The sequence below is a fragment of the Pseudomonas ulcerans genome (assembly GCF_036324125.1).
Lineage (GTDB): Bacteria > Pseudomonadota > Gammaproteobacteria > Pseudomonadales > Pseudomonadaceae > Aquipseudomonas > Aquipseudomonas ulcerans.
The window spans coordinates 1-21,618 of record NZ_JAZDQN010000068.1 but is presented as its reverse complement, the minus strand read 5'-3'; the positions used below and the strand labels follow the sequence as shown (position 1 = coordinate 21,618).

The window sequence follows — 21,618 nt, the reverse complement described above, 5'->3', positions numbered from 1 at the left end:
ATCGCCGATGGTAGTGTGGAGCTTCTCCATGTGAGAGTAGGTCATCGTCAAGATTAAATTCCGAAACCCCTATCTGCGTACGCAGGTAGGGGTTTTGTTTTTGCTCGATACAATTCTCGTGTTGGAGCTACTCTTGGACGTGGTCCCACAAGTCAAGGCAAGGGCACTAGAATAGAGCCGTCGCCGTCATTCAGAATTTTCCTATGTCCGATTCAGCCGATTCCCGGCCTCTTGAGAACTTGCCGTTGGCTGAGTTGGTGGCATGCCACGAATGCGACCTGCTGATGCGCAAGCCCGTGCTCAAGCGCGATGAAAAGGCTCATTGTCCGCGTTGTGGTTATGAGCTTTACGCCCACCGGCACAACGTCGTGGAACGCAGCCTGGCCTTGGTCCTGGCTGCCCTGATGCTCTATGTCCCGGCCAATTTCCTGCCCATCATGCAACTGCATCTTCTGGGGCAAAGCTCGGACGATACGGTGTGGAGTGGTGTGCTCGGCCTGTATGACTCCGGCATGCGCGGCATCGCCGTGGTGGTGTTTCTTTGCAGCATGGCGATTCCGCTGCTCAAATTGCTGTGTCAGTTGGCCGTGTTGTTGAGCATCCGCTGGAATCTCGGAAGAAGCTACGGATTGCTGCTCTACCGCATTTATCACCACCTGCGCGACTGGGGCATGCTCGAGGTTTATTTCATGGGCGTACTGGTGGCTATCGTCAAGCTGGTGGATCTGGCCGAGCTGAGTCTTGGCCTGGGCCTGTTCTGCTTTATCAGTCTTTTGTTGGTCCAGGTATGGCTGGAAGTGGTGATGTCGCCCCACCAGGTCTGGGTGGCGTTGTCGGGAGAAGACCTGCATGCGGGCGATTGATGCTGGAATCCTCATTTGTTGCGAATGTCATGAGCTCAACCGCAAGGAGCCCGGTACCAGCTCGCAAACCTGCACCCGCTGCGGTGCCATCGTGCATGAGCGGCGGCCGAACAGCCTGGTTCGTACCTGGGCACTGCTGATCACCGCAGCCATCCTTTATATCCCGGCCAACCTGCTGCCGATCATGACCGTAAGTACCCTTGGCCAAGGCAGCCCGGATACCATCATGTCCGGGGTCATTACCCTGATGAAGCACGGCATGTTGCCCATCGCCGCAGTGGTATTCATCGCCAGTATCCTGGTGCCGACCTTCAAGCTGGTCGGCATCGCCCTGCTGCTCTACTCGGTGCAGCGTCATCAGCCTCTGTCCGCCCGCCAACGTATCCTGATGTACCGCTTCATCGAGTTCATCGGGCGCTGGTCGATGCTGGATATCTTCGTCATCGCCATTCTCGTGGCGGTGGTGAATTTCGGGCGCATCGCCAGTGTCGAAGCCAACCTGGGGGCCGTGGCCTTTGCCAGCGTGGTGATTCTGACGATGCTTGCTGCAGTAACTTTCGATCCCCGACTGATCTGGGATAACACGGAGTCGGACGACGACCATGAGTGATGATTTGCCTACGGCTAGAACCCGCCCAGCCTCGAACTGGTCGGCCATCTGGATTCTGCCTCTTATTGCCTTGGTGATCGGCGGCTGGCTTGGCTGGCAGGCCTATCGAGAGTCCGGTGTAAACATCGAGGTGCGCTTCCAGAGTGGCGAGGGCATCGTCGCCAACAAGACCGAGGTGGTCTACAAGGGCATGCCGGTGGGCAAGGTCAAGAGCCTGGTGCTGGATGCCGAGGGCAGCAACACTGGCGTCATCGCCACCATCGAGATGAATGCTGCTGCGGAGCCGCATCTACGCAAAGGTACTCGCTTCTGGCTGGTAAAGCCGAGCGTCACCCTGGCCGGCATCACCGGCCTGGAAACCCTGGTTTCCGGCAACTACATTGCGGTCAGTCCCGGGGAGGGCGAACTGACGAAGCGTTTCGTCGCCTTGCCGGAAGCGCCCCCCCTATCCGATAGCGAGCCAGGCCTGCACCTGACGCTCAAGGCCGACCGGCTGGGCTCCCTGAACCGCGACAGCCCGGTGTTCTACAAGCAGATCCAGGTCGGCCGGGTGAAGAGCTATCGCCTGGCCGAGGACCAAGGCAATGTGGAGATCAAGGTCTTCATCGAGCCTGCCTATGCCTCCCTGGTGCGCAAGCACACGCGTTTCTGGAACGCCAGCGGCGTCAGTGTCGATGCCAGTCTGTCCGGTGTGAAGATTCGCAGCGAGTCGCTTGCCAGTATCGTCGCCGGCGGTATCGCTTTCGCCACGCCGGAGCACCGCAAGGACAGCCCGCCTACAGACCCGAGTCTGCCGTTCCGCCTGTACGAGGACTTCGACGCTGCCCAGGCCGGTATCCGGGTCAAGGTCAAGCTGAGCGACTTCGAGGGCCTGCAGGCCGGCCGCACGCCAGTCATGTACAAGGGGATCCAGGTCGGTAGCTTGAAGGCGCTGAAGGTCGAGTCCGACCTGAACAGCGCCATGGCGGAACTGACCCTGGACCCGTTGGCGGAAGACTACCTGGTGCAGGGCACCCAGTTCTGGGTGGTCAAGCCATCGATCTCCCTGGCGGGCATCACCGGTCTGGAGGCTTTGGTCAAAGGTAACTACATTGCCGTGCGCCCGGGTGACAAGGGGGCTGCACCGCAGCGCGAGTTCGAAGCCAGGGCCAAGGCGCCACCGCTCGACCTGAAGGCGCCGGGCCTGCACCTGGTGCTCTTCAGTGAAAATCTTGGCTCGCTGGAAGTGGGCAGCCCGATCCTCTACCGCCAGGTGAAGGTCGGTACCGTGCAGAGCTATCAGTTTTCCCGCAAGCACCAGAAGCGCTTGCTGATCGGGGTGCATATCGAGCCGGAGTACGCGAGCCTGGTCAACGGATCGACGCGCTTCTGGAATGCCAGTGGTATCACCTTGACCGGTGGCCTGTCGGGTATCCAGATCAAGAGCGAGTCTCTGCAGAGCCTGATGGCGGGTGGTATTTCATTCGATACGCCGACGCCGAACGTACCGCTCAAGCGACGCATTCCTACGTTCCGCCTACATGAAAGCCAGGAAGCGGCCAACCTCTCCGGGGTTCCCATCACCATCAAGGTGGACGACGCCGACGGTCTGAAGGTCGGCACCCCGATTCGCTTCAGGGGCCTGGATGTTGGCAAGGTGGAAGGCGTCGACCTGAGTGCCGACCTGCAATCCGTGCTGCTCAAGGCGCGGATTACCGAGGTGCCGGAGCGCATCGCCCGGGTCGGTACGCAGTTCTGGGTGGTCAAGCCGGCGCTGGGTATCGTCAAGACCGAGAACCTTGGCACGCTGATCACCGGTCAATACCTGGAGGTGCAGCCCGCTGCGATCAACAAAGGGCCGCAGCGCGATTTCACCGCATTGCCCGAGGCTCCGGAGGTCATCGGGCCGCCACAAGGCCTGGCCCTGACCTTGAGTGCGTCGCGCCGGGGCTCGATCAAGGCGGGCGTTCCGGTGACTTACCGCGAGATCCCGGTGGGCAAGGTCACCGGCTTCGAGCTGGGGCAGACGGCCGACCGCGTGCTGATCCATATTCTGATCGAGCCGCGTTATGCGGCATTGGTACGGGGCGGTAGCCGCTTCTGGAACACCAGTGGCTTCGGCTTCGAGTTCGGCTTGATCAAGGGAGCAACCATTCGCACCGAGTCCCTGGAAACCCTGATCCAGGGCGGTATCGCCTTCGCGACCCCGGAGGGCGAGCAGATGGGCAAGCCGGCGCTGCCGCAACAGACCTTCGCCCTGTTCGACAAGGCCGAGGAAGACTGGCTGCAATGGGCACCGAAGATTCCGATCGGTAAGTAAGAAGAAGGCCTGGATGAGCAGTCATCCGGGCCTTCTTTCTTGATGCAGATGTCAGCCTGCAAGGAATCGCAGGCAATAAAAAACCGACCCTAGGGTCGGTTCTTTAACAAGCTTGTCGCTTAGGCAGCAGCTTTCAGCGCCTTGATGTGGCCATTCAGACGGCCTTTATGGCGAGCAGCCTTGTTCTTGTGGATGATACCCTTGTCGGCCATGCGGTCGATTACAGGTACAGCCAGGATGTAAGCAGCTTGCGCTTTTTCGGCGTCTTTTGCGTCGATGGCCTTGACTACATTCTTGATGTAGGTGCGGACCATGGAACGCAGGCTGGCGTTGTGGCTGCGACGCTTCTCAGCCTGTTTTGCACGTTTTTTGGCGGAAGGTGAGTTGGCCACCGTCGAGCTCCTCGAAAGACTTGGTAAATAGCAAACAAAATAGGCCGCGAATCATGCCGATGAGTTGACCGGTTGTCAAGGCCATGGACGGGGTTCCGCCCAGTGGTCAATCTCTCCATCGGGATGATTCCCTTCTGGTGCACGACCTGTAAACTCGGGAGCTTTTGCGCTGCCTGTTTTGCGCGGCGCGCATTATTGCATATCCGAATGACATTCGGCCTGCACTTCATCAAACGGCGTGAAAAACTTTCGATGAATCTCCTCAAATCCCTGGCTGCGGTCAGCTCCATCACCATGGTCTCGCGGGTGCTGGGCTTCGCCCGCGACACCATCCTGGCGCGCATCTTCGGTGCCGGCGTGGCCACCGACGCCTTCTTCATCGCCTTCAAGCTGCCCAACCTGCTACGGCGGATCTTCGCCGAGGGCGCGTTTTCCCAGGCATTCGTGCCGATCCTCGCCGAGTACAAGACCCAGCAGGGCGAGGAGGCCGCCCGTACCTTCATTGCCTACGTCTCGGGTTTGCTGACCCTGGTCCTGGCCCTGGTCACAGCGGTGGGCATCCTGGCCGCGCCCTGGATCGTCTGGGCCACCGCACCGGGCTTCGTCGACAGCGCGGAGAAATTCCAGCTCACCACCGACCTGCTGCGGGTGACCTTTCCTTATATATTGCTGATCTCGCTGTCGTCCCTGGCCGGCGCCATCCTCAATACCTGGAACCGCTTCTCGGTCCCGGCCTTCGTGCCAACCCTGCTCAACGTCGCGATGATCTTCTTCGCGCTGTTCCTCACGCCGTACTTCGACCCGCCGGTGATGGCCCTGGGTTGGGCGGTGCTGGCTGGTGGCCTGTTGCAGCTTGTCTACCAGCTGCCGCACCTGAAGAAGATCGGCATGCTCGTGCTGCCTCGGCTCAACCTGCGCGATACCGGCGTCTGGCGTGTGCTGAAACAGATGCTGCCGGCGATCCTCGGGGTCTCGGTCAGCCAGATCTCGCTGATCATCAACACCATCTTCGCCTCCTTCCTGGTCGCAGGTTCCGTGTCGTGGATGTACTACGCCGACCGCCTGATGGAACTGCCCTCGGGCGTGCTGGGCGTCGCGCTGGGTACCATCCTCCTGCCGACCCTGGCCAAGACCTACGCCAACAAGGACCGTCAGCAATACTCGCAGATCCTCGACTGGGGCCTGCGCTTGTGCTTCCTCCTGGTGCTGCCGTGCTCCCTGGCCCTGGCAATCCTCTCCGAGCCACTGACCGTGGCCCTGTTCCAGTACGGCAAGTTCAGCGCCTTCGACGCGCAGATGACCCAGCGTGCGTTGATCGCCTATTCGGTGGGCCTGCTCGGCATCATCATGATCAAGGTCCTGGCGCCGGGCTTCTATGCCCAGCAGAACATCCGCACGCCGGTGAAGATCGCGATTTTCACCTTGATATCGACGCAGTTGCTCAACCTGGTCTTCATCGGCCCGCTGCAGCATGCCGGGCTGGCCCTGGCGATCAGCGTCGGTGCCTGCCTCAATGCCGGCCTGCTGTACTGGAAGCTGCGCCAGCAGCGCCTGTTCGAGCCGCAACCGGGCTGGACCGGCTTCCTGTTCAAGCTGGTGATCGCGGTACTGCTGATGTCTGCCGTGCTGCTGGTCGGCATGCATTTCATGCCGCCATGGGAAGACGGGCAGATGCTGATGCGTTTCCTGCGCCTCGGCGCCCTGATCGGCGCTGGCGTGGTGACCTATTTCGGCAGCCTGTTCCTGTTCGGCTTCCGCCCCCGGGACTTCGCCCGCAAGGCGCTGCACTGACGGACGGCGCGGGCCGGGCGTCGGTTTTGCACAATCGACGTCCCGGCATCGCGCTGCTGCCTGTCGTCAGCGCCCGGGTGTGGTTATAATCGACCACTTTATGAGCAAGAAGCGCGTTATGCAGCTGGTTCGAGGCCTTCAAAACCTTCGCCCCCGGCATCGGGGCTGCGTTGCTACTATCGGCAACTTCGACGGAGTTCACCGCGGTCACCAGGCCATCCTGGCGCGTCTGCGTGAGCGAGCGGCGGAGCTGGGCGTACCCAGCTGCGTGGTGATTTTCGAACCACAGCCGCGTGAGTACTTTGCCCCCGAAACCGCCCCGGCGCGTCTCGCCCGCCTGCGCGACAAGGTCGCCCTGCTGGCCGCCGAAGGCGTCGACCGGGTTCTTTGCCTGGCGTTCAACCAGCGCCTGAGCAAGCTCAGTGCCGACGAATTCGTCGAGGCCATCCTGGTCGACGGCCTCGGCGTGAAGCACCTCGAAGTCGGCGACGACTTCCGCTTCGGCTGCGACCGCCTGGGCGACTTCGCCTTCCTGCAGGACGCCGGCCAGCGCCACGGCTTCACCGTGGAAGCGGCGCAGACCGTCGAGCTGGATGGCCTGCGGGTCAGCAGCACCCAGGTCCGCGACGCCCTGGCCGCAGCGGACTTCCCCCTGGCCGAACGCCTGCTGGGGCGTCCGTTCCGCATCCGCGGACGAGTCCTGCATGGCCAGAAGCTGGCCCGGCAACTGGGTACGCCGACCGCCAACGTACAACTCAAGCGCCGCCGCGTGCCGCTGAGCGGGGTCTACCTGGTCAGCGTCGAGATCGATGGCAAGGAGTGGCCGGGAGTCGCCAACATCGGCGTGCGCCCGACCGTTGCCGGCGACGGCAGCGCTCACCTGGAAGTGCATTTGCTGGATTTCGCCGGTGATCTCTATGGCCGGCGCCTGACGGTGGAATTCCACCACAAGCTGCGCGACGAGCAGCGCTTCGCCTCCCTGGAGGCGCTCAAGTCGGCGATCGATGCGGATATCGCCGCCGCACGTGCCCATTGGCACGCTCAACCGCTAACGAAGAGCCTGAAATGACCGACTATAAAGCCACGCTAAACCTTCCGGACACCGCCTTCCCGATGAAGGCCGGCCTGCCACAGCGCGAACCGCAGATCCTGCAGCGCTGGGACAGTATTGGCCTGTACCAGAAGCTGCGCGAAATTGGCAAGGATCGTCCGAAGTTCGTCCTGCACGACGGCCCGCCCTATGCCAACGGCAAGATCCATATCGGTCATGCGCTCAACAAGATCCTCAAGGACATGATCATCCGCTCCAAGACCCTGTCCGGTTTCGACGCGCCGTATGTCCCGGGCTGGGACTGCCACGGCCTGCCGATCGAGCACAAGGTCGAGGTGACCCACGGCAAGAACCTGACCGCGGACAAGACCCGCGAGCTGTGCCGCGCCTACGCCGCCGAGCAGATCGAAGGGCAGAAGGCCGAGTTCATCCGCCTCGGCGTGCTGGGTGACTGGGACAACCCGTACAAGACCATGAGCTTTCCCAACGAGGCCGGCGAAATCCGCGCCCTGGCCGAGATGGTCAAGCATGGCTTCGTGTTCAAGGGCCTGAAGCCGGTGAACTGGTGCTTCGATTGCGGCTCGGCACTGGCCGAGGCCGAAGTCGAGTACGCCGACAAGAAGTCCCAGGCCATCGACGTCGCCTTCCCGGTCGCCGACGAAGCCAAGCTGTCCGCCGCCTTCGGCCTGGCCAGCCTGGCCAAGCCAGCCTCCATCGTGATCTGGACCACCACCCCCTGGACCATCCCGGCCAACCAGGCGCTGAACATCCATCCGGAGTTCACCTACGCCCTGGTCGACGTCGGCGACAAGCTGCTGGTCCTGGCCGAGGAACTGGTCGAATCCTGCCTGAAGCGCTTCTCGCTGGAAGGCTCGGTGATCGCTACCGCACCAGGCTCGGCCCTAGAACTGATCAACTTCCGTCACCCGCTGTACGACCGCCTGTCGCCGGTGTACCTGGCCGACTACGTCGAGCTGGGCGCCGGTACCGGCGTGGTCCACTCCGCGCCGGCCTACGGTGAGGACGACTTCGTCACCTGCAAGCGCTACGGCATGGTCAACGACGACATCCTGACCCCGGTGCAGAGCAACGGCGTCTACGTCGATTCGCTGGAGTTCTTCGGTGGCCAGTTCATCTGGAAGGCCAACCCGCACATCGTCGAGAAGCTGACCGAAGTCGGCGCGCTGATGTTCACCGAGACCATCAGCCACAGCTACATGCACTGCTGGCGTCACAAGACCCCGCTGATCTACCGCGCTACCGCGCAGTGGTTCGTCGGCATGGACAAGCAGCCGGACAATGGCGACACCCTGCGCGAGCGTGCACTGAAAGCCATCGAGGAAACCAAGTTCGTCCCGGCCTGGGGCCAGGCGCGCCTGCACTCGATGATCGCCAACCGTCCTGACTGGTGCATCTCGCGCCAGCGCAACTGGGGCGTACCGATTCCGTTCTTCCTGCACAAGCAGACCGGCGAACTGCACCCGCGTACCGTCGAACTGATGGAAGAAGTGGCCAAGCGCGTCGAACAGCAAGGCATCGAAGCCTGGTTCAAGATGGACGCCGCCGAGCTGCTCGGTGACGAGGCCGCGCAGTACGACAAGATCGCCGATACCCTCGACGTCTGGTTCGACTCCGGCACCACCCACTGGCACGTGCTGCGTGGCTCGCACAACATCGGCCATGAGACCGGCCCGCGCGCCGACCTGTACCTGGAAGGTTCCGACCAGCACCGCGGCTGGTTCCACTCGTCGCTGCTGACCGGCTGCGCCATCGACAACCACGCGCCGTACCGCGAGCTGCTGACCCACGGTTTCACCGTCGACGAAAACGGCCGCAAGATGTCCAAGTCGCTGGGCAACACCATCGAGCCGCAGAAGGTCAACGATACCCTGGGTGCCGACATCCTGCGTCTGTGGGTGTCCGCCACCGACTACTCCGGCGAGATGGCGGTTTCCGAGCAGATTCTCCAGCGTAGCGCCGATGCCTATCGCCGCATCCGTAATACCGCACGCTTCCTGCTGTCCAACCTGTCCGGCTTCGACCCGACCCGCGATCTGCTGCCGGCCGATGACATGCTGGCCCTGGACCGCTGGGCCGTCGACCGTACCCTGCTGCTGCAGCGCGAGCTGGAAGAGCACTACGGCGAATACCGCTTCTGGAACGTCTACTCGAAGATCCACAACTTCTGCGTGCAGGAGCTGGGTGGCTTCTATCTCGACATCATCAAGGACCGCCAATACACCACCGGCGCCAACAGCGTCGCACGGCGCTCCTGCCAGACCGCGCTGTACCACATCGCCGAGGCGCTGGTGCGCTGGATCGCGCCGATCCTGTCGTTCACCGCGGACGAGCTGTGGCAGTACCTGCCAGGCGAGCGCAACGAGTCGGTGATGCTCAACACCTGGTACCAGGGCCTGAGCGAACTGCCGGAAGGCACCGAGCTGGACCGTGCCTACTGGGATCGGGTGATGGCGGTGAAGACTGCGGTCAACAAGGAACTGGAGAACCAGCGTTCGGCCAAGGCCATCGGTGGCAACCTGCAGGCCGAAGTGACGCTGTTCGCCGACGAGTCCCTGGGCAACGACCTGACCAAGCTGGGCAACGAACTGCGCTTTGTGCTGATCACCTCCGCTGCCAGCGTCGCGCCGTTCGTCGAAGCGCCGGCCGATGCCGTGGTCACCGAAGTGGCCGGTCTCAAGTTGAAAGTGGTCAAGTCCGGTCACGCCAAATGCGGCCGTTGCTGGCACTTCCGCGCTGATGTCGGGGTCAACCCGGAACACCCTGAAATCTGTGGTCGCTGCGTCGACAACATCAGTGGCAACGGTGAGGTGCGTCACTATGCCTAACGTCGCTGCGGGGCGTTTCGGACGCCTTGCCTGGCTGTGGCTGAGCGTGCTGGTCCTGGTCCTTGACCAGGCCAGCAAGTTCCACTTCGAAGGTTCGCTGAGCCTGTACCAGCAGATCGTGGTCATTCCCGACTACTTCAGCTGGACCCTGGCCTACAACACCGGTGCCGCGTTCAGCTTCCTGGCCGACAGCTCCGGCTGGCAACGCTGGCTGTTCGCCCTGATCGCCGTGGTGGTCAGCGCGGTGCTGGTGGTCTGGCTCAAGCGCCTGGGTCGCAACGAAACCTGGCTGGCGATCGCGCTGGCCCTGGTTCTCGGCGGCGCCCTGGGCAACCTGTACGACCGCATCGTGCTGGGCCATGTGATCGACTTCATCCTCGTCCACTGGCAGAACCGCTGGTACTTCCCGGCCTTCAACCTGGCCGACAGCGCCATTTCCGTTGGTGCGGTGATGCTGGCGCTGGATATGTTCAAGAGCAAAAAGTCCGGAGAACCTGTCCATGAGTGACATCCGTATCGGCCAGAACACCGAAGTCACCCTGCACTTCGCGCTGCACCTGGAAAATGGCGATACCGTCGACAGTACCTTCGACAAGGCTCCGGCGGTGTTCAAGGTCGGCGATGGCAACCTGCTGCCCGGTTTCGAGGCGGCTATCTTCGGCTTCAAGGCCGGGGACAAGCGCAACGTCACTGTCGCCCCGGAAAATGCCTTCGGTCAGCCCAACCCGCAGAACGTGCAGATCATGCCACGCTCGCAGTTCCAGGACATGGAACTGTCCGAAGGCCTGTTGGTCATCTTCAACGATGCGGCCAATGCCGAGCTGCCGGGCGTGGTGAAAGCCTTCGACGACGCCCAGGTCACCGTCGACTTCAACCACCCGCTGGCTGGCAAGACCCTGAGCTTCGAGGTGGAGATCCTCGACGTGAAGGCCCTCTGAGCCGGGAGTCCCACATGCAGATCAAACTCGCCAACCCCCGTGGCTTCTGTGCCGGCGTGGACCGGGCGATCGAAATCGTCAACCGCGCGCTGGAAGTCTTCGGGCCGCCGATCTACGTCCGCCATGAAGTGGTGCATAACAAGTTCGTCGTCGAAGACCTGCGCGCCCGTGGCGCCATCTTTGTCGAGGAACTGGACCAGGTGCCGGACGACGTCATCGTCATCTTCAGCGCCCACGGCGTCTCCCAGGCCGTGCGCCAGGAAGCGGCCGGTCGCGGCCTGAAGGTGTTCGACGCCACCTGTCCGCTGGTGACCAAGGTGCATATCGAGGTCGCGCGCTACAGCCGCGACGGCAAGGAATGCATCCTCATCGGCCACGCCGGGCACCCGGAAGTCGAAGGCACCATGGGCCAGTACGACGACAGCAATGGCGGCTCCATCTACCTGGTCGAAGACGAGGAAGATGTCGCCCGATTGCAGGTGCGCAACCCCGAGAAGCTGGCCTTCGTCACCCAGACCACCCTGTCGATGGACGACACCAGTCGTGTCATCGATGCCCTCCGTGCGCGCTTCCCGAGCATCGGCGGGCCGCGCAAGGATGACATCTGCTACGCCACCCAGAACCGCCAGGACGCGGTCAAGCAACTGGCGGCAGAGTGCGACGTGGTGCTGGTGGTCGGCAGCCCGAACAGCTCCAACTCCAACCGCCTGCGCGAGCTGGCGGAGCGCATGTCCACCCCGGCCTACCTGATCGACGGTGCCGAAGACCTGCAGCGTGACTGGTTCGATGGTGTCGCGCGGATCGGCATCACCGCCGGTGCCTCGGCACCCGAGGTGCTCGTGCGCGGTGTGATCCAGCAGTTGCGCGACTGGGGGGCCAGTGGCGCGGAAGAGCTGGATGGTCGCGAAGAGAACGTGACCTTCTCGATGCCCAAGGAATTGCGCGTCCGTACCGTCAGTTGATGTCCCTGTCGCACAACGGCTGCTCGGGTTGCTCCAGGAGCAGTCTGACCCGGCCGCTGGGCGACAGCCGTACCTGATACAGCCTTTCCTGCCCGGGCGCCCCGCACACCAGCAGGGTCCCGGCCTGGAAAGCGCCTCCTTCGCGGATCGGCACACCCAGGCCGCTGAAGCGCACGCTGCGTACCACCGGTTGATTACCGATCACCCTGACTCCGCCCCTCGCTGAATACTCTCGTAACAACGGCGTATCGCCCTGTTCTTGCAGCACCTGCCAGCCCTTGCTCCAGTCACCCTGCAATGCTTGCAGCCTGACCACCCGGTTACGCAGCAAGGCCTCGCTGCGTGCGGCGCGCAGGGCCTGGGCGAGGCTCTCGGCGGTGGCCTGCTGTTGCAGGTCATGGCTCATCTTGCTGTAGGACGAGGTGCCGAGCTGGGCCAGCAAGGCCAGCAGACCTACCGCGAGCAGCATCTGGATCAGTGTTACTCCCTGTTGCCTCATCGTGCGTTCCTCCCTGGAAGTGCTTCGCTTAGGTTCTAGTGGCGGCTGGGTGGATGTCGAGTCGGCCGGTTTTGCAGTTTGCCGGGGAAACTTCGCAGGAGGCGGGTATGGCAGGGATGCGGCAGCGAGGGGTGACCCTGATCGAGGTGATGGTCGCGCAGGTATTGGTGGCGGTCGGGCTGTTGGGGGCGGCAGGTTTGCAACTGCGTTCCGCGCAAGGGACCGATAGCGCGCGGATGCTCAGCCAGGCCGCCTTCATCGCTCACGGCATGCAGGAGCGGGCGCGTTCCACCCGGGGTGTAGGAGGGCAGGATGAGGCTGAGCTCCAGCGGCAGATCGAGGCATTCGCCGGCCCTTCGGGGCGTGGCGTAGTGCGAGGAAACAGCTTATTGGTGAGTTGGATCGATAAGCGTGGAGGGGGAGGGGAGCGCTCCCTCGAACTGGGCGTACCACGATGAGGCAGGCAGCGGGGTTCAGCCTGCTCGAAGTGTTGCTTGCCATGAGTCTGGGCTTGCTGCTGTTGCTGGCCGGCAGCCGGGTGTTCATCAGTGCCTTGCAGAGTTGGAAAGTGCAGGAGGCGGCAGCTCGATTGCAGGAGGATGCGCGCTTCGCACTGCACCGGCTGGCCGGAGATATCCGCATGGCGGGGATGTTTGGTTGCTTGCGCCAGGATGCGATGAGCTTTCCCGATGCCGCCACCGCGCGGCTGTTCGAGCAACCGTTCACGCTTGAACAGGCAAATGATGGCGGGCTGCAAAGCCTCACCCTGATCAGCGCCGAGTGGGGGGAGCTGGCAGGCGCGCCCGACTGGACGCTGGTGACCGATTGCCGGACCAGGGCCGTCATTGCCAAGGGGCGCGCAAGTCCTGGCCCTGGCATGGTCGCGGTCCCCATCCGGCAGCATGTTTATCGTCTCGAAGGCAGCAGCCTGAAGCTCGGCAATGGGAGCAGCAATGCGGTGCTGGTCGACAATGTCGGCCGGCTCGACGTTCGTCGGGATGATGATCGGGTGATGCTCAGCCTTACACTGGAAGAACCCGGGAAGCGTGTGCGGCCGCAGACCTATGAACTGACGGTGGTACGGCGCAATGATCACTGAAGGAGAGCGCAGCCCCTGTGGAAGGAGGCAATGCGGCGCCGTGCTGGTGCTGAGCATGGTCCTGCTGGTGCTGCTCGGTGTGCTCGGCCTGCTGGCCATGCAAGCCACCACCCAGCAAACCCGCATGGCCAGCAATCTCCTGGCCTCGTTGCAGGCCTTCGAAATCGCGGAGCACGTACTGCGTACTGCCGAAGCCCGTCTTCCTGGCATGACGCCGCCCGGCTGGCACCCTTTGGGCACCGGACGCTACCAGATAGAAAACCTCGGACAGACCGACAAGGCCGTCCGCATGCCGGACAAACAAACGGTCACCCTGCTGCGCATCACTGCCATCGCCGAGCAGCGCCAGGCTCGGGTTGTCTTGCAAAGTGTCGTGGCCTGGCCGCTTTCACCGGAGCATGGTCCCGCCCAGCGCATCCTCTGGCGCCAACTCCCGGGGGAATCTTGATGCAGCGCATGCAGAGCGGCCTGAGCCTGATCGAAGTGTTGATTGTCGCCGCGCTGGTCGGCATGCTGGCGGGCATTGCCTACCCCAGCTACAGCGAAATGGTCCGCAAGGCCGCGCGCACGGAAATAGCCGGGATCCTGTACGAAAGCGCGCAGCACCTGGAGCAGCACCATTCCCGGACCGGTCGCTACCTCGATTCCGACGCGGCGGTCGTCCCTTTGCCGGACGGAAGTGCCCATTACAGCCTGCATGCCCGGCGCGAAGCCGACAGCTACCTGCTGAGCGCCACCCGGCGCCCGGGCGGCTCGATGGCCTTCGATGCTTGCGGCGACTTCGAACTCGATCATCGTGGCGTCAGGGCCAATCCGGGCAGCAGCACGGAGGCCGGCGATGCCTGCTGGGGCGGTTGAAGTCATTCATTCAGGTACTGGATCTACAGATGACCAAGCAAGTAGTGATTGTGGGTGGCGGGGTGATTGGCCTGCTGACGGCGTTCAACCTGGCCGCGGAAGTCGACCGGGTGATCGTCTGCGACAAGGGCGAGCTGGGTGGGGAGTCGTCCTGGGCCGGTGGCGGTATCGTCTCGCCGCTCTATCCATGGCGCTACAGCCCGGCGGTGACCGCCTTGGCGCATTGGTCGCAGGACTTCTATCCACAATTGGGCGATCGACTGCATGCCAGCACCGGCATCGATCCGCAGGTGCATGTCACCGGCCTGTACTGGCTGGACCTGGATGATGAGGCCGAGGCCTTGGCCTGGGCGCAGCGTGAAGGACGGCCGCTGAGCAAGGTGGCGGTGTCCGAGGCTTATGCTGCGGTGCCTGTTCTGGGGCCTGGGTTCGGCAGTGCGGTTTACATGGCCGGCGTTGCCAACGTGCGCAACCCGCGTCTGCTGAAGTCGCTCAAGGCCGCGTTGCAGGCCTTGCCCAATGTCACGCTCAAGGAACACTGCGGTATTACCGGCTTCCTCCGCGAAGGAGAACGTATTGCCGGGGTGCAGACGATTGACGGAGCGATCTCTGCGGATGAGGTGGTGCTGACGGCGGGGGCCTGGAGCGGCGACCTGCTGCGCCCGCTGGGCTTCGAGTTGCCCGTGGAGCCGGTCAAGGGCCAGATGATCCTGTTCAAGTGCGCCGAGGACTTCCTGCCGAGCATGGTCCTGGCCAAGGGGCGCTATGCAATTCCGCGTCGTGACGGGCATATTCTGGTGGGCAGCACCCTGGAGCACGCCGGCTACGACAAGACGCCGACCGACGAAGCCCTGGCCAGCCTGCGCGCTTCGGCGATCGATCTGCTGCCTGCTCTGGCCGAGGCCAAGCTGGTCGGACATTGGGCGGGACTGCGTCCGGGTTCACCAGAAGGCGTACCGTACATCGGCCGGGTGCCGGGCTGCGACGGATTGTGGCTGAACTGCGGGCACTACCGTAACGGCCTGGTGCTGGCGCCAGCGTCCTGCCAGCTGTTCGCCGACCTGATCAACGGTCGTGCGCCGATCATCGATCCAGCGCCCTACGCGCCGGCCGGACGCCTGCAGGCCCTGTGAGGCGAGGGCCTCAGCGCTTGTCGCCGGGGCCCTGTTCCAGGTGCGCAGTGCTGCAATACCACTCGTTGCCACGGTGCAGGGCGCGGTCGTTGGGCAGGTGCACGCCGCAATGGGCGCAGCGCACCATCTTCAGCGTGGTGTCCTGGGGAGTGTTGGAGGAGGAGGCGGCATTGCCAGCCTTGAACTTGCGCCACAGCCAGAACGCGGCGGCGATCAGGGCGATCCAGAAAAGTAGGCGAACCATGGTGTCCAGCTTATTTCGACGAAGATGCGCCAGTGTAGAAGAGCCGCCAGGCGCGGCCAATAAAAAAGGGAAGCCCAAGCTTCCCTTTTTTGTATTGCGTTGCGATCAGTCAAACACGCCGAAGGTCATGTAGCTGAACCAGGAGCGGTCGCTGTTGTTGCCTTCCGCTTCGTGGTTCTCTTCCTGCACGGCGTCGCCATCCTTCGGCAGCAGCTCTTCCGGAATGGCTTCCTTGGCATCTTCGTACTGCTTGATCACGTCCTGGTTGGCGCGGGTTTCGCCCGGCGGCAGCGGCGTGGCGGTATCGATCAGGCCCAGGGTGGCCTTGGACAGCCAGCCACGGTTGTCGGCTTCTTCCTGGCGCGGCACGAACTGGCCATCGACCAGGCTCGGGTGGTTCGGGTAGTTCAGCTTCAGGGTTTCCAGGCTGGTGACGGCCAGGTCGTCCAGGTGCATGCGCTGGTAGGCCTCGGTCATTACCGCCAGGCCGTCGCCAACCGATGGGGTTTCCTGGAAGTTCTCCACCACGTAGCGGCCACGGTTGGCTGCCGCGACGTAGGCCTGACGGGTCAGGTAATAGTCGGCGACGTGGATCTCGTAGGAGGCCAGCAGGTTGCGCAGGTAGATCATGCGCTGCTTGGCGTCCGGCGCATAACGGCTGTTCGGGAAGCGGCTGGTCAGCTGGGCGAACTCGTTGTAGGAGTCGCGGGCGGCACCCGGGTCACGCTTGGTCATGTCCAGCGGCAGGAAGCGCGCCAGCAGGCCGCGGTCCTGGTCGAAGGAGGTCAGGCCCTTCAGGTAGTAGGCGTAGTCGACGTTCGGGTGCTGGGGATGCAGGCGAATGAAACGCTCGGCGGCGGACTTGGCGGCCTCCGGCTCGGCGTTCTTGTAGTTCGCGTAGATCAGCTCCAGCTGCGCCTGGTCGGCGTAGCGACCGAACGGATAGCGCGATTCCAGGGCCTTCAGCTTGGAAGTGGCGCTGGTGTAGCTGTGGTTGTCCAGGTCGGCCTGCGCCTGCTGGTACAGCTCGGCTTCGCTCAGGTTTTCGTCGACGACTTCCTTCGAAGAACAAGCAGCGGTGAGTCCGAGGATGGCGATCAGCAGCAGGTGTTTCACTTGCATGGCGGCTTGCGTCCCTATGACGGCCGCTGTCTTGGGCACGGCCGTCCTGTTATGATGAGCACCCCGTGGCGCACACCCGGGGCAAAAGACGCCGTATTTAACCACAAGCGCGCAGCCGAAACCAAAGGCTGTGCCGTCGCCTTGTCAGAGCATGTCCGAGATCATTCAACTTAGCGCAGAGGTGCCGTCCGATTTGGGCGGTCAACGCCTCGACCAGGTCGCCGCCCAACTGTTCGCCGAGCACTCGCGCTCGCGCCTTTCCGCCTGGATCAAAGAAGGCCAACTGACCGTGGACGGCAACGTCATGCGTCCGCGTGACATCGTCCATGGCGGCGCCGTGCTGGCGCTGGAAGCCGAGCAGGAAGCCCAGGGCGAGTGGGTCGCCCAGGACATCGAGCTGGACATCGTCTACGAGGACGACCAGATCCTGGTGATCAACAAGCCCGCCGGGCTGGTGGTCCACCCGGCGGCGGGCCATGCCGATGGCACCCTGCTCAATGCCCTGCTGCACCATGTGCCGGACATCGTCAACGTGCCGCGTGCCGGTATCGTCCATCGCCTCGACAAGGACACCACCGGCCTGATGGTGGTGGCCAAGACCCTGCAGGCGCAGACCAGCCTGGTGACCCAGCTGCAGAGCCGTAGCGTCAGCCGAATCTACGAGTGCATCGTGGTCGGTGTTGTCACCGCAGGCGGCAAGATCGACGCACCGATCGGTCGTCACGGTGGCCAGCGCCAGCGCATGGCGGTGACCGAAGGTGGCAAGCCGGCAGTCAGCCATTATCGCGTGCTGGAGCGCTTCCGCTCCCACACCCACGTGCGGGTCAAGCTGGAAACCGGGCGTACCCACCAGATTCGCGTGCACATGGCCCACGTCAACTTCCCGCTGGTCGGCGACCCGGTCTATGGTGGTCGTTTCCGCATTCCACCAGCGGCCAGCGCGACCATGGTCGAGGCGGTCAAGACCTTCCCGCGCCAGGCCCTGCACGCCCGCTTCCTGGAGCTGGAGCACCCGGTGACCGGGGAGCGCATGAAGTGGCAATCGCCGCTGCCGGATGATTTCGTCTGGCTGCTGTCGCTGCTCAAGCAGGACCGCGAGGCCTTCATCGGATGAGCGACCTGACCCCCAGCCTGCTGATCCCGGACTGGCCCGCGCCAGCCGGGGTGCGTGCCTGCGTGACAACGCGGGCGGGCGGGGTCAGCCAGTCGCCCTACGACACCTTCAACCTCGGTGACCATGTCGGCGATGTGCCGGATGCGGTGGCCGAGAACCGTCGGCGCCTTACCGCCGAATGCGCTGCCCGGCCGGCATGGCTCAAGCAGGTGCACGGCCTGGCGGTGGCCTATGCCGATCCCGGCGTCATTGCTGAAGCCGACGCCAGCTGGACCGACACTCCCGGAATCGCCTGCACGGTGATGACCGCCGACTGCCTGCCTGCGTTGTTCTGCGACCGTGCTGGCACCCGTGTCGCCGCTGCCCATGCTGGCTGGCGCGGTCTGGTGGGCGGCGTGCTGGAGTCGACCCTGGACACCCTGGCGGTCGACCCGGCCGACATGCTGGTCTGGCTTGGCCCGGCCATCGGCCCGCAGGCCTTCGAGGTCGGCGCCGAGGTCCGTGACGCCTTCATTGCCGTTCATCCGCAAGCCGATGCCGCCTTCGTGCCAGGCGCGCAGCCGGGCAAGTTCATTGCCGACATCTATGCCCTGGCGCGCATCCGCCTGGCGGCGCGCGGTGTCACGGCCGTCTACGGCGGTGGCTACTGCACCGTGACCGACCCGCGCTTCTTCTCCTACCGCCGGGCTTCCACCACCGGCCGCTTCGCTTCGCTGATCTGGCTCGAACCCCGCTGACCTGAATCAAGCCGTCTACGCTTGAATCTTCCAGAATGATCCACATCTATTGTGGTATCTCAGGCAGGCTTCTCTTCATCAGGTGTGTCCATCGCTCCGGCCTGCCCTTTAAAAGGAAGGTAACTCATGCGTATAGACCGTTTGACCAGCAAGTTGCAGCTGGCGTTATCCGATTCCCAATCCCTGGCCGTGGGCATGGATCATCCGGCCATCGAGCCTGCGCACCTGTTGCAGGCGCTAATCGATCAACAGGGCGGTTCGATCAAGCCGCTGCTGATGCAGGTCGGCTTCGACGTTCCCAGCCTGCGCACGGCGCTGGGCAAGGAACTCGACCAACTGCCGAAAATCCAGAACCCCACCGGCGACGTCAACATGTCGCAGGACCTCGCGCGCCTGCTCAACCAGGCCGACCGCCTGGCCCAGCAGAAGGGCGACCAGTTCATTTCCAGCGAGCTTGTGCTGCTCGCCGCCATGGACGAGAACAGCAAGCTGGGCAAGTTGCTGCTCGGCCAGGGCGTAACCAAGAAAGCCCTGGAAAACGCTATCAGCAACCTGCGCGGCGGCGAAGCGGTGAACGACCCCAATGCCGAGGAATCGCGCCAGGCCCTGGACAAGTACACCATCGACCTGACCAAGCGCGCCGAGGAAGGCAAGCTCGACCCGGTGATTGGCCGTGACGACGAGATCCGCCGCACCGTGCAGGTTCTTCAGCGCCGCACCAAGAACAACCCGGTACTGATCGGCGAGCCCGGCGTCGGCAAGACCGCCATCGCCGAAGGCCTGGCCCAGCGCATCATCAATGGCGAAGTGCCAGACGGACTGAAAGGCAAGCGCCTGCTGTCCCTGGACATGGGCGCGCTGATCGCTGGCGCCAAGTTCCGTGGCGAATTCGAGGAGCGCCTGAAGGCGCTGCTCAACGAACTGTCGAAACAGGAAGGGCAGATCATCCTGTTCATCGACGAACTGCACACCATGGTCGGCGCCGGCAAGGGTGAGGGCTCGATGGACGCCGGCAACATGCTCAAGCCGGCCCTGGCCCGTGGCGAGTTGCATTGCGTCGGTGCGACCACGCTGAACGAATACCGCCAGTACATCGAGAAGGACGCGGCGCTGGAGCGGCGTTTCCAGAAGGTGCTGGTGGAAGAACCGAGCGAGGAAGACACCATTGCCATCCTCCGTGGCCTGAAGGAGCGCTATGAGGTGCACCACAAGGTGGCGATCACCGACGGTGCGATCATTGCTGCGGCCAAGCTCAGCCATCGCTACATCACCGACCGCCAGTTGCCGGACAAGGCCATCGACCTGATCGACGAGGCCGCCAGTCGTATCCGCATGGAGATCGACTCCAAGCCGGAAGTGCTCGACCGCCTGGAGCGTCGCCTGATCCAGCTCAAGGTGGAATCCCAGGCACTGAAGAAAGAGGATGACGAGGCGGCGATCAAGCGCCTGGAGAAGCTCACCGAGGAAATTGCCCGGCTGGAGCGTGAATATGCCGACCTGGAAGAGGTGTGGACCTCGGAGAAGGCCGAAGTCCAGGGCTCGGCGCAGATCCAGCAGAAGATCGAGCAGGCGCGCCAGGAACTGGAGTCCGCCCGGCGCAAGGGCGACCTCAGCCGCATGGCCGAACTGCAGTACGGAGTGATTCCGGATCTGGAGCGCAGCCTGCAGATGGTCGACCAGCACGGCAAGTCGGAAAACCAGCTGCTGCGCAACAAGGTCACCGAGGAAGAAATCGCCGAAGTGGTGTCCAAGTGGACCGGTATCCCGGTGGCCAAGATGCTCGAAGGCGAGCGGGAAAAACTGCTGAAGATGGAAAGCCTGCTGCATGAGCGGGTGATCGGCCAGGAAGAAGCCGTGGTAGCCGTGGCCAACGCGGTTCGGCGCTCCCGCGCCGGGTTGTCCGACCCGAACCGGCCGAGCGGCTCGTTCCTTTTCCTGGGCCCCACCGGCGTCGGCAAGACCGAGCTGTGCAAGGCCCTGGCAGAGTTCCTCTTCGATACCGAGGAGGCCATGGTGCGCATCGACATGTCCGAGTTCATGGAGAAACACTCCGTGGCACGCCTGATCGGTGCACCGCCAGGCTATGTTGGCTATGAAGAGGGCGGCTACCTGACCGAAGCCGTGCGGCGCAAACCGTACTCGGTGGTGCTGCTGGACGAGGTAGAGAAAGCCCACCCGGATGTATTCAACGTGCTGCTGCAGGTGCTGGAAGACGGCCGTCTGACTGACAGCCACGGCCGCACCGTGGACTTCCGCAATACCGTGATCGTCATGACATCGAACCTCGGTTCGGCGCAGATCCAGGACCTGGTGGGCGACCGTGAAGCGCAGCGCGCGGCGGTGATGGATGCCGTGGGTGCGCACTTCCGGCCGGAATTCATCAACCGGATCGACGAAGTGGTGGTGTTCGAGCCGTTGGGTCGCGAGCAGATCGCCGGCATCACGCAGATCCAGCTTGGCCGCCTGCGCAGCCGCCTGGCCGAGCGCGAGCTGAGCCTGGAACTGAGCCCGGAAGCGCTCGACAAGCTGATCGCCGTCGGTTACGACCCTGTCTACGGCGCACGGCCGCTGAAACGGGCGATCCAGCGCTGGATCGAGAACCCGCTGGCGCAACTGATCCTGTCCGGCCGCTTCCTGCCGGGCACCTCGATCACGGCGAAAGTGGAGGGCGAGGAGATCGTGTTCGCCTGAGTTTTTCGCAATGGAATCAAGGCCTCGACATTCGAGGCCTTTTTTTCTTTGCATTTTCTGTCGAGTGCTTGTAAAGTGCGCCCCGCTGTAAGTCATCCCGGTTTTCCAGCAGATTTTGGAAATCTGAAAACAAGTTGCAAATCAGTAAGTTGAATGCAAATTGGGGGTTGACAAAGGTTTTGAAGGTTGTAGAATGACGCGCCTCAGAGACATGAACGCAGCGATGCACAAGGTCGAAGAGTTCGAAGCGGTAGTGATACAGCGTTCGAGATTGCAGTACTGAAATTGATAGTTCCGCGATAGCTCAGTCGGTAGAGCAAATGACTGTTAATCATTGGGTCCCTGGTTCGAGTCCAGGTCGCGGAGCCA

At 63.1% G+C, this 21,618-nt stretch carries 21 protein-coding genes and 1 tRNA gene; 18 read left to right on the top strand and 4 right to left on the bottom strand.

Annotation, left to right across the window (positions count from 1 at the left end; all coding sequences use genetic code 11):
* The first annotated feature begins 203 nt into the window (after positions 1 to 203).
* From V0R59_RS30300 to V0R59_RS30290, 3 genes are read left to right on the top strand one after another with little or no spacing between them, the layout of a single operon-like run.
* Positions 204 to 863, top strand: a complete 660-nt coding sequence (locus V0R59_RS30300; RefSeq protein WP_330078183.1) for a paraquat-inducible protein A — start codon at positions 204 to 206, stop codon at positions 861 to 863.
* A complete protein-coding gene (locus tag V0R59_RS30295; protein WP_330078184.1) occupies positions 850 to 1,473 on the top strand; it encodes a paraquat-inducible protein A in 624 nt (207 codons plus the stop codon). The genes V0R59_RS30300 and V0R59_RS30295 overlap by 14 nt, the downstream gene beginning before the upstream one ends.
* Entirely contained in the window at positions 1,466 to 3,772 is a 2,307-nt protein-coding gene (locus V0R59_RS30290) for a PqiB family protein (RefSeq protein ID WP_330078185.1), read from the top strand. Before V0R59_RS30295 ends, V0R59_RS30290 begins: the two co-directional genes overlap by 8 nt.
* Positions 3,773 to 3,891: 119 nt before the next feature.
* Here the strand turns inward: V0R59_RS30290 and rpsT are convergent, their stop codons facing one another.
* Positions 3,892 to 4,164, bottom strand: a complete 273-nt coding sequence (rpsT, locus tag V0R59_RS30285; RefSeq protein ID WP_009403531.1) for a 30S ribosomal protein S20 — start codon at positions 4,162 to 4,164, stop codon at positions 3,892 to 3,894.
* Between the two features lie 252 nt (positions 4,165 to 4,416).
* Here rpsT and murJ point away from each other — a divergent pair, with 252 nt between their 5' ends.
* From murJ to ispH, 6 genes are all read left to right on the top strand, one after another.
* The gene (murJ, locus tag V0R59_RS30280; protein ID WP_330078186.1) at positions 4,417 to 5,955 is read left to right on the top strand and encodes a murein biosynthesis integral membrane protein MurJ; all 1,539 of its coding nucleotides are present in this window, start codon (positions 4,417 to 4,419) and stop codon (positions 5,953 to 5,955) included.
* Between the two features lie 118 nt (positions 5,956 to 6,073).
* Positions 6,074 to 7,024, top strand: a complete 951-nt coding sequence (gene ribF / locus V0R59_RS30275; RefSeq protein WP_330078187.1) for a bifunctional riboflavin kinase/FAD synthetase — start codon at positions 6,074 to 6,076, stop codon at positions 7,022 to 7,024.
* Positions 7,021 to 9,852, top strand: coding sequence for an isoleucine--tRNA ligase (gene ileS / locus V0R59_RS30270; protein WP_330078188.1), 2,832 nt, complete (start codon positions 7,021 to 7,023; stop codon positions 9,850 to 9,852). The genes ribF and ileS overlap by 4 nt, the downstream gene beginning before the upstream one ends.
* The gene (lspA, locus tag V0R59_RS30265; RefSeq protein WP_330078189.1) at positions 9,845 to 10,360 is read left to right on the top strand and encodes a signal peptidase II; all 516 of its coding nucleotides are present in this window, start codon (positions 9,845 to 9,847) and stop codon (positions 10,358 to 10,360) included. Before ileS ends, lspA begins: the two co-directional genes overlap by 8 nt.
* Positions 10,353 to 10,790, top strand: a complete 438-nt coding sequence (gene fkpB / locus V0R59_RS30260; RefSeq protein WP_330078190.1) for an FKBP-type peptidyl-prolyl cis-trans isomerase — start codon at positions 10,353 to 10,355, stop codon at positions 10,788 to 10,790. The genes lspA and fkpB overlap by 8 nt, the downstream gene beginning before the upstream one ends.
* A 14-nt stretch (positions 10,791 to 10,804) precedes the next feature.
* Complete coding sequence (ispH, locus tag V0R59_RS30255) at positions 10,805 to 11,752, top strand: 4-hydroxy-3-methylbut-2-enyl diphosphate reductase (protein ID WP_330078191.1); 948 nt, start codon at positions 10,805 to 10,807, stop codon at positions 11,750 to 11,752.
* Here the strand turns inward: ispH and V0R59_RS30250 are convergent.
* Positions 11,745 to 12,251, bottom strand: coding sequence for a GspH/FimT family pseudopilin (locus V0R59_RS30250; RefSeq protein WP_330078192.1), 507 nt, complete (start codon positions 12,249 to 12,251; stop codon positions 11,745 to 11,747). The two genes, ispH and V0R59_RS30250, sit on opposite strands and share 8 nt — an antisense overlap.
* A gap of 53 nt (positions 12,252 to 12,304) precedes the next feature.
* On the opposite strand from V0R59_RS30250, the gene pilV reads away from it, so the two are divergent.
* The 5 genes from pilV to thiO are packed head-to-tail and all read left to right on the top strand — an operon-like array spanning position 12,305 to position 15,341.
* Positions 12,305 to 12,709: a type IV pilus modification protein PilV gene (gene pilV / locus V0R59_RS30245; protein WP_408005263.1), complete on the top strand. Its 405-nt coding sequence runs from the start codon at positions 12,305 to 12,307 to the stop codon at positions 12,707 to 12,709.
* Positions 12,706 to 13,350 (top strand): PilW family protein, encoded by a 645-nt coding sequence (locus tag V0R59_RS30240; protein ID WP_330078193.1) that lies wholly within the window; start codon positions 12,706 to 12,708, stop codon positions 13,348 to 13,350. The genes pilV and V0R59_RS30240 overlap by 4 nt, the downstream gene beginning before the upstream one ends.
* Positions 13,340 to 13,798: a pilus assembly PilX family protein gene (locus tag V0R59_RS30235; RefSeq protein ID WP_330078194.1), complete on the top strand. Its 459-nt coding sequence runs from the start codon at positions 13,340 to 13,342 to the stop codon at positions 13,796 to 13,798. Before V0R59_RS30240 ends, V0R59_RS30235 begins: the two co-directional genes overlap by 11 nt.
* The gene (locus tag V0R59_RS30230; protein ID WP_375547422.1) at positions 13,798 to 14,208 is read left to right on the top strand and encodes a type IV pilin protein; all 411 of its coding nucleotides are present in this window, start codon (positions 13,798 to 13,800) and stop codon (positions 14,206 to 14,208) included. Before V0R59_RS30235 ends, V0R59_RS30230 begins: the two co-directional genes overlap by 1 nt.
* Positions 14,209 to 14,237: 29 nt before the next feature.
* Complete coding sequence (gene thiO / locus V0R59_RS30225) at positions 14,238 to 15,341, top strand: glycine oxidase ThiO (RefSeq protein WP_330078195.1); 1,104 nt, start codon at positions 14,238 to 14,240, stop codon at positions 15,339 to 15,341.
* 10 nt (positions 15,342 to 15,351) lie between these two features.
* On the opposite strand, the gene V0R59_RS30220 is transcribed toward thiO, so the two are convergent.
* On the bottom strand, positions 15,352 to 15,585 hold the full coding sequence (locus V0R59_RS30220; RefSeq protein WP_330078196.1) for a PP0621 family protein: 234 nt from the start codon (positions 15,583 to 15,585) through the stop codon (positions 15,352 to 15,354).
* 105 nt (positions 15,586 to 15,690) lie between these two features.
* Positions 15,691 to 16,707, bottom strand: a complete 1,017-nt coding sequence (locus tag V0R59_RS30215) for an outer membrane protein assembly factor BamD (RefSeq protein ID WP_330078197.1) — start codon at positions 16,705 to 16,707, stop codon at positions 15,691 to 15,693.
* Between the two features lie 151 nt (positions 16,708 to 16,858).
* Here V0R59_RS30215 and rluD point away from each other — a divergent pair, with 151 nt between their 5' ends.
* The 4 genes from rluD (at position 16,859) to V0R59_RS30195 (ending at position 21,618) form a co-directional block, all read left to right on the top strand.
* Complete coding sequence (gene rluD / locus V0R59_RS30210) at positions 16,859 to 17,821, top strand: 23S rRNA pseudouridine(1911/1915/1917) synthase RluD (RefSeq protein WP_330078198.1); 963 nt, start codon at positions 16,859 to 16,861, stop codon at positions 17,819 to 17,821.
* A complete protein-coding gene (gene pgeF, locus V0R59_RS30205; RefSeq protein WP_330078199.1) occupies positions 17,818 to 18,558 on the top strand; it encodes a peptidoglycan editing factor PgeF in 741 nt (246 codons plus the stop codon). The genes rluD and pgeF overlap by 4 nt, the downstream gene beginning before the upstream one ends.
* 126 nt (positions 18,559 to 18,684) lie before the next feature.
* Complete coding sequence (gene clpB, locus V0R59_RS30200; RefSeq protein ID WP_330078200.1) at positions 18,685 to 21,249, top strand: ATP-dependent chaperone ClpB; 2,565 nt, start codon at positions 18,685 to 18,687, stop codon at positions 21,247 to 21,249.
* A 293-nt stretch (positions 21,250 to 21,542) separates the two neighbouring features.
* Positions 21,543 to 21,618, top strand: a tRNA-Asn gene (locus V0R59_RS30195).

Bases quoted from the DNA above. Each gene is read 5' to 3' on its own strand.
- pgeF (WP_330078199.1), top strand. From the start codon at position 17,818: ATGAGCGACCTGACCCCCAGCCTGCTGATCCCGGACTGGCCCGCGCCA.
- clpB (WP_330078200.1), top strand. From the start codon at position 18,685: ATGCGTATAGACCGTTTGACCAGCAAGTTGCAGCTGGCGTTATCCGAT.
- V0R59_RS30230 (WP_375547422.1), top strand. From the start codon at position 13,798: ATGCAGCGCATGCAGAGCGGCCTGAGCCTGATCGAAGTGTTGATTGTC.
- ribF (WP_330078187.1), top strand. From the start codon at position 6,074: ATGCAGCTGGTTCGAGGCCTTCAAAACCTTCGCCCCCGGCATCGGGGC.
- V0R59_RS30240 (WP_330078193.1), top strand. From the start codon at position 12,706: ATGAGGCAGGCAGCGGGGTTCAGCCTGCTCGAAGTGTTGCTTGCCATG.
- rluD (WP_330078198.1), top strand. From the start codon at position 16,859: ATGTCCGAGATCATTCAACTTAGCGCAGAGGTGCCGTCCGATTTGGGC.
- V0R59_RS30250 (WP_330078192.1), bottom strand. From the start codon at position 12,251: ATGAGGCAACAGGGAGTAACACTGATCCAGATGCTGCTCGCGGTAGGT.
- V0R59_RS30295 (WP_330078184.1), top strand. From the start codon at position 850: ATGCGGGCGATTGATGCTGGAATCCTCATTTGTTGCGAATGTCATGAG.
- ispH (WP_330078191.1), top strand. From the start codon at position 10,805: ATGCAGATCAAACTCGCCAACCCCCGTGGCTTCTGTGCCGGCGTGGAC.
- ileS (WP_330078188.1), top strand. From the start codon at position 7,021: ATGACCGACTATAAAGCCACGCTAAACCTTCCGGACACCGCCTTCCCG.
- V0R59_RS30290 (WP_330078185.1), top strand. From the start codon at position 1,466: ATGAGTGATGATTTGCCTACGGCTAGAACCCGCCCAGCCTCGAACTGG.
- thiO (WP_330078195.1), top strand. From the start codon at position 14,238: ATGACCAAGCAAGTAGTGATTGTGGGTGGCGGGGTGATTGGCCTGCTG.
- V0R59_RS30300 (WP_330078183.1), top strand. From the start codon at position 204: ATGTCCGATTCAGCCGATTCCCGGCCTCTTGAGAACTTGCCGTTGGCT.
- V0R59_RS30235 (WP_330078194.1), top strand. From the start codon at position 13,340: ATGATCACTGAAGGAGAGCGCAGCCCCTGTGGAAGGAGGCAATGCGGC.
- pilV (WP_408005263.1), top strand. From the start codon at position 12,305: ATGTCGAGTCGGCCGGTTTTGCAGTTTGCCGGGGAAACTTCGCAGGAG.
- fkpB (WP_330078190.1), top strand. From the start codon at position 10,353: ATGAGTGACATCCGTATCGGCCAGAACACCGAAGTCACCCTGCACTTC.
- V0R59_RS30220 (WP_330078196.1), bottom strand. From the start codon at position 15,585: ATGGTTCGCCTACTTTTCTGGATCGCCCTGATCGCCGCCGCGTTCTGG.
- lspA (WP_330078189.1), top strand. From the start codon at position 9,845: ATGCCTAACGTCGCTGCGGGGCGTTTCGGACGCCTTGCCTGGCTGTGG.
- V0R59_RS30215 (WP_330078197.1), bottom strand. From the start codon at position 16,707: ATGCAAGTGAAACACCTGCTGCTGATCGCCATCCTCGGACTCACCGCT.
- murJ (WP_330078186.1), top strand. From the start codon at position 4,417: ATGAATCTCCTCAAATCCCTGGCTGCGGTCAGCTCCATCACCATGGTC.